This is a genomic window from Erythrobacter sp. HI0063 (assembly GCF_001635685.1).
Classification (GTDB): Bacteria; Pseudomonadota; Alphaproteobacteria; order Sphingomonadales; family Sphingomonadaceae; genus Qipengyuania.
In genome coordinates this window covers 1-223 of sequence record NZ_LWFF01000253.1, presented here as the reverse complement: position 1 = coordinate 223, position 223 = coordinate 1, and the positions used below count along the sequence as shown (strand labels likewise).

Genomic DNA, 223 nt, shown 5'->3' with positions numbered 1-223 from the left:
GGGCACGACATCAATTACATCGCGCTTGCGGGCGCACTGGCACATTTCGGGCGCGAGGGTGAGAAGCCGACGCCGCCAATCAATATGGTCGGCGATTTCGGCGGCGGCGGGATGATGCTCGCCTTCGGGATGGTCAGCGCTCTGCTGAATGTCGCGCGCGGCGGGAAGGGACAGGTGATCGACGCCGCGATGACCGACGGGACGGCAGTGCTGATGGGCATGA

1 protein-coding gene is annotated in these 223 nt (G+C 65.0%); it reads left to right on the top strand.

All coding sequences use genetic code 11. The features are described from left to right. Positions 1-223 (top strand): CoA transferase (locus A3736_RS08150; protein WP_197465549.1); only part of this gene is annotated, 223 nt, incomplete at both ends.